The organism is Pantoea sp. CTOTU49201 (assembly GCF_032054795.1).
Classification (GTDB): Bacteria; Pseudomonadota; Gammaproteobacteria; order Enterobacterales; family Enterobacteriaceae; genus Pantoea; species Pantoea symbiotica.
Genome location: NZ_DAMBSA010000309.1, coordinates 1 through 5,702 on the forward strand (window position 1 = coordinate 1; position 5,702 = coordinate 5,702).

4 protein-coding genes and 1 pseudogene are annotated in these 5,702 nt (G+C 51.3%); 3 read left to right on the forward strand and 2 right to left on the reverse strand.

Annotated elements, in window-relative coordinates:
* Positions 1–603, reverse strand: a pseudogene (locus tag RTY00_RS18475) (DeoR/GlpR family DNA-binding transcription regulator); the annotation flags it as partial.
* A 125-nt stretch (positions 604–728) separates the two neighbouring features.
* Between RTY00_RS18475 and RTY00_RS18480 the strand changes: the two are divergent.
* Positions 729–1,892: an MFS transporter gene (locus RTY00_RS18480; RefSeq protein WP_312665406.1), complete on the forward strand. Its 1,164-nt coding sequence runs from the start codon at positions 729–731 to the stop codon at positions 1,890–1,892.
* Entirely contained in the window at positions 1,889–2,272 is a 384-nt protein-coding gene (locus RTY00_RS18485; RefSeq protein WP_312665407.1) for a VOC family protein, read from the forward strand. The genes RTY00_RS18480 and RTY00_RS18485 overlap by 4 nt, the downstream gene beginning before the upstream one ends.
* Positions 2,273–2,319: 47 nt before the next feature.
* On the opposite strand, the gene RTY00_RS18490 is transcribed toward RTY00_RS18485, so the two are convergent.
* Positions 2,320–3,312: a sugar phosphate isomerase/epimerase family protein gene (locus RTY00_RS18490; protein WP_180823834.1), complete on the reverse strand. Its 993-nt coding sequence runs from the start codon at positions 3,310–3,312 to the stop codon at positions 2,320–2,322.
* Between the two features lie 296 nt (positions 3,313–3,608).
* Between RTY00_RS18490 and RTY00_RS18495 the strand changes: the two genes are divergently transcribed.
* Positions 3,609–5,702 (forward strand): autotransporter outer membrane beta-barrel domain-containing protein (locus RTY00_RS18495; RefSeq protein ID WP_312665408.1); only part of this gene is annotated, 2,094 nt, incomplete at its 3' end.

Below are 5,702 nucleotides of genomic sequence, written 5' to 3' on the forward strand. Positions count from 1 at the left end.
ACGATGGTTTGATTGCTTTGCTTGATGGCGGCTTTTTTGAATTCGCAGTCGGCAAAATCAAAACCCGTCAGCCCGGATTCAGGGCTCATCGCACAGCCTCCAATAAAAGCCTGATCGAAGATGATATTTCGCAGTTGCTCAATCGCCGTATGACCCACGCTGCCGCCACTGTTTTTCTGAATGTGGCCGCCGAGCATGATGACGTCTATTTTCGGGTGTTTTAGTAGCGCCGCAGCGATATCGGGAGCATTGGTTGCGACGGTTAAAGAGAGCTCTTCCGGTAGCGCCAGCGCCATTGCCAGATTAGTGGTGCCCGCATCAATGAAAATACAGGTGTCGTTTTTTACCAGGCTGGCACACTACTGCGTGATTTTGCTCTTTTCGGCTTTGGAAAGAACCCGCTTCAGGTATCTGTAATACCGCACCGCCATACACCTTTTTGCACACGCCTTCTTTACTTAACTCATGCAGATCGCGCCGAATGGTGTGCTCTGAAACCTGCATCTGGGCGGCGAGATCAACGCAAACGACACGGCCCTGGTCGCGCAAAATTTGTCGTATCAGCTCTTGTCGCTGTTCCGGGAAAGCTGCATAATCGAGCATGTACGTTCCTTAAAAAAAACACAATCAATCTATAACGAGCATAATCGCGCAACGGCAAACACAATGTCAATCGCAATCTACCTCTGCAGAAATCCTGCTTATTAACCGCTCAAACGAGGAATTAAATGGTTTATAAACCCCAAAGCATCACCCCAAGTCACGCCACACGACTGACGTTCTTTATCGCCGGATTTGTGACTGCGACCTGGGCAGTGATTGTGCCTTTCGCGCGCAATAACACCGGCGTTAACGAGGCGATGCTTGGCACATTGCTACTATGTCTGGGCTTTGGTGCGCTAATCGCCATGCCCGTTACCGGATTGCTCACCAGCCGCTTTGGTTGCCGTAGGGTGATCATCGTTGCAATGGGGTTAATCATCCTCAGCACGCCACTGCTCGCTGTGATTGCAGATCCTTTACTGCTTGGCCTGGCTTTGCTGATTTTTGGCGTTGGTGTCGGCGTGACAGATTGCGCGATGAACATTCAGGCTATTCTGGTGGAGAAACAATCCTCAGTTCCACTGATGTCTGGTTTTCACGGCATGTATAGCTTCGGCGGTATTGCCGGTGCCGGCGTAATGACATTGCTGCTGTCGCTGGGAATGACCGTTTTAGCCGGAACGCTGCTGGTGACTTTTGCGGTGATTATCCTCGCCGTGCTCAGCTATCCAGGACTTCTGACCTATGCCAATCCTAAAGAAGGACCAGCCTTCGCCGTGCCGCGCGGAAGCGTATTACTTCTTGGACTCGTTTGCTTCGCGGTATTCCTGACCGAAGGAACGGTACTGGACTGGAGCGCCGTCTATTTGACCCAGGCGCGAAATATGCCTGAGACACTGGGTGGACTGGGTTACACCTGCTTTGCCATTGCGATGACTGCAGCCAGGCTGACCGGTGATCGCATTATCTCCACGTTTGGGCGTTTAGCTGTGGTGTTGACGGGTGCCATCACTGCAGCAATTGGATTGGCATTGGTCACTTATGTGCCATCGTGGCCGCTTTCTTTGGTGGGCTACGTTTTGATTGGTGCGGGCTGCGCAAACATTGTGCCGGTGATGTTTTCTGCCGTGGGGCAGCAAAAGGTTATGCCGCAGGCCGTTGCTGTACCAGCAATGACTACCTTGGGTTATCTCGGCGTACTCAGTGGACCCGCAGTGATTGGCTATGTTGCGCACTTTAGTTCCCTGACTTTTGCATTTTCATTGATCATGGCGCTGATGCTGGTTGTTGCGGCATTGTCACTCACGCTAAATCTGGGCGAGAAAACAACCGAGGGGGAGAACGCATGAAAATCGCACATGTGGCATTGTGGACACGCAACTTAAATGCCCAAAAATCCTTCTGGCAAGATTTTTTTGCCGGTACATCCAATGAACTGTACATCAGTAAAAACCGTCCAGGTTTTCGCTCACATTTCATCAGTTTGCTTGAAGGTCCAACCATAGAATTGATGAGTCTGGACGATTTAGCAACAGGACCTCATGGACAAGAGCTGACGGGATGGGCGCATATCGCGATTCATGTCGGTTCGAGACAAGAGGTGGATTCGATGGTTGCCAAAGCCATCGAGCAGGGGATTTTAGTCAGCCCGGCACGTACCACTGGCGATGGCTACTACGAAGCCATCATTCGCGATCCGGATGGTAATCTGATCGAGATTGTCGGTTAAATCCAGCCGCGCGCAGCCAGAATCGATCGGGCTGCGCGTTTAGTTGTTTACTGTTCAATGCTGGTCAGCAGCGCATTCTGGATAATTCTTTGCGCTTTTAGTGGGTTTTGCTCGCGCTGCGCGTCCTGCAAGGCGGCGATATCCAGCTTATCCAGCGCACGATAGATATGTTTGAGGAAGCGAATCGACAAATTGGCGGCCTCAACATGGTCTTCGCGGAACGGGAATTGATCGAGCTGCCACACGCCGTCCCAGTTGTTGATCTTGAGTACATAGAAGAACTCAAAAATCTCGGTCATGTGCACGGTGCCCACCACCAGATCGTCATCCCAACCGCGCAGGTTGTCGTTGACGTCCATACCAAACAGGCGGCCGCGATCGATAATCAACTGGGCGGAATCCGCCGGTGATTCCCCAGCAAACAGCGCATGCCCGAAATCGAGCAATACGCCGACGTTATCCAGGCCAATGTCCTCGATGCCGAGCAACGTACGCGCCGCTGAATCCCAGGTCATTTTCACGCGCGGTTCACGCGGCTTGTACTCGATAGCAAATTTGACGTCCGGATTGGCGCTCGCCAGTTCGCGCATGCCGTCCACTGCCATCTTCCACAAATTTTTATGATCGACCTGGAACGGATAATCCCAACCGTCCTGACCTGGCCAGACTTTCACGTAGTTAGCGCCCAACTCACGCACCACGGTGGCCGCTTCATGCATCAAATCAAAAGCCTGTTTACGAATGGCGGCATCTGGATTGGTGAAGGCACCGCGTGAGAAGCGGCGCAAATAGATTTCTGGGGTCACGCCAATCGCTTTCAATCCAGCATCTGCTAGCGCTTGTTTCACCTGCGCAACCGTTACGCCTTCGGTGAAGGGATAGGGCACATCAACGTAGGAAAGGTCTTCAACGCTGCCAGCGAGTTTGATCTGATCAAGGGTGCTGAGCGCCGGTCCGTAACCATCTACGGCGTAGCGATCGATATAGTTGGCAAAGTGCCACAAGCCGGCACCGAATTTCGGATACGTGTAGGAACTCATTCGACCTTCTCCTCAGATGATCATGCAATTGAATATATATTCACACTTGGTTATATATTCCATTCTGCGCCTGCTTGTGCAGATAACCAGCAATCAGTGATGGAAATGCAATCGTAATCACACAAATTTTCTGGTCAGGCATTTTCTGATCGGAAATGTCCTACAAAACAATCGGACGCGTCAGACTAATCTCGGTTACCCGACTTTCCTATAGTCCTCTTCCACGAAATCCTGCATGCCGCGCAGCCAATGAATGTTGTTCGCGGGGTATAGAAATCTAAAGAAGAGAAACTGAGATGAATAAGATTTACCGCGTGATCTGGAATAGTACACAGCGCTGCTTTGTGGTGGTTTCTGAGCTTGCAACGAGCCGCGGCAAAAGCAACACAACCACCGGTAATATTCCCTCGGTGGTTCAGCGCCCGAAAATGCTCCCGCTATTAACTGCAGGCGGATTATTGGCAGTCAGCACTGCTGGCTATGCATCCAACCCACAGGTTGTTGATAACACAACGGCGAACTTCGATTGGGAAACAGTGATGACTGCGCGAGCCGAGTCGGCGATGATCGTTAAGGGTGAAGCCGCTAACGCTATTTTCTCAAATGGATTTATCAGCGCATCTGCAGCTACAGCAAACGCAGTGCAAGTGCAGGATGGCGCGACTTTTGATGTTCGCAACAGCACCATGCAAACCTTCCAGACACCTGTGATGACCGTTCTGAGTGGCTCAACAGCAAAAATAACCAATAGCGAGCTATCCACCATTTCAGGGTCTGCGGCTTTAATTGTCGGTGAAAACAGCATGGTGACCGGTAATGACGTGCGCATCAACAGCAGTAAAGATGGCATGTTAGTTAACAATGCCAGTGTGAAAATCAGTGGGCTGAATATTCACGCAACCGGTACCGGCGGTGCGACAAACACAGCAATAACAGCCACCAACGGCAGTAATGTAGAACTTGATACTGCGACGTTGTTGACCAATGGTGCAAGTGGACATGGCATTTACGCCAGCGCCAGTAGCGTTAGTGCCAACAATATTGATATTACGACAACTAATTCCAGCGCGCGGGGCGTTCTGGCAACCGGTAATGTAACTCAGGTAACGTTGAACGGCGGTTCCATTAACACGCAAGGCGCCAATGCTCATGCTATTCAGGCAACTCTGGGCGCGTCAGTTGATGTCAGCAATATGGATATTACGACAACCGCAATGCGACAGGCTGGCGACAATGGCGCTGCAGCTATTTATGCCGATCGCGGCGCTTCTGTAAAAGCCGACTCCGTCAATCTCACCAGCGCAGGCAATGCCATCTGGATTAATAACGCGCGCGTTGATGCTAACAATCTCCACATTACGCAAAAGTATGACGCATACGGCCCAATGATTTGGGGCCTGGCAAGCTCACAGTTGAATCTGACTAACAGCGTTTTGACGCTGGGTGAGGGGCTATCAAATTCGCAAGGTATCTATGTTGATGCTGGCACAGCAAACCTTGATGGCGTAACGATCACCGGCAACAACGGCGGCACCGCAATCACAACCCGCTACAACGGAACCTTGCATGCCAACAATCTTAATGTCGCCATCAACAATGCTAATGGTGGCTTTGCAACAGGCCTTTATCTCAGTCGTGGTGCAAGCCAGACCAATGCGAGCCTCACCAATTCAAAAGTGGTGGTCAATGGGAGCAATGCAGCGGGCATTCGTTCAGACGTGGGGGCGGTGCAAACCGTGAATCTCACCAACACCTTGATTGCTTCGAATAACGTGGCGGCCAAAGCCGATGCGAGTTCCGCGCTGCTCATCAACGCCGATGCATCGACACTCACGGGCAAAACGCTGATTCAAGGCGGCACAGCCAACAGCACCAATGCTGTTGTTGGTTTTATTCGTCTGAATGCCACCAATGGTTCACAACTGTTGGGCGATGCGGCAATCGACAAGCTTTACACCCGCGATAGCCTGATTGCACTGGACAATGCCTCAGCATGGCAAGGTGCGGCAAAAGGCTTGCATCAACTGACGCTGGATAACGGCAGCCAATGGGCAATGACTGAGGATTCCGATGTCGACAGCGTAAACCTGAAAAACAGCCAAATCGTTTTTATGCACAACGATAGTGATTTCAGGAAGCTAACCGTAGACGGTGATTTTAATAGTGACAACGGTACGCTGGTAATGAACAACGTGCTGGCTGGCGATGACTCGCCGCACGATCAGTTGCTGGTAAAGGGTAATACTTCTGGCAACACCCAGGTTGTGATTAACAAAGCGGGCGGTAACGGTGCGCAGACGTTGCAAGGTATCGAACTGATTTCCGTTGCCGGTGACTCAAATGGCGAATTTACCCAGCAAGGGCGTATCGTCGCAGGTGCCTATGATTAC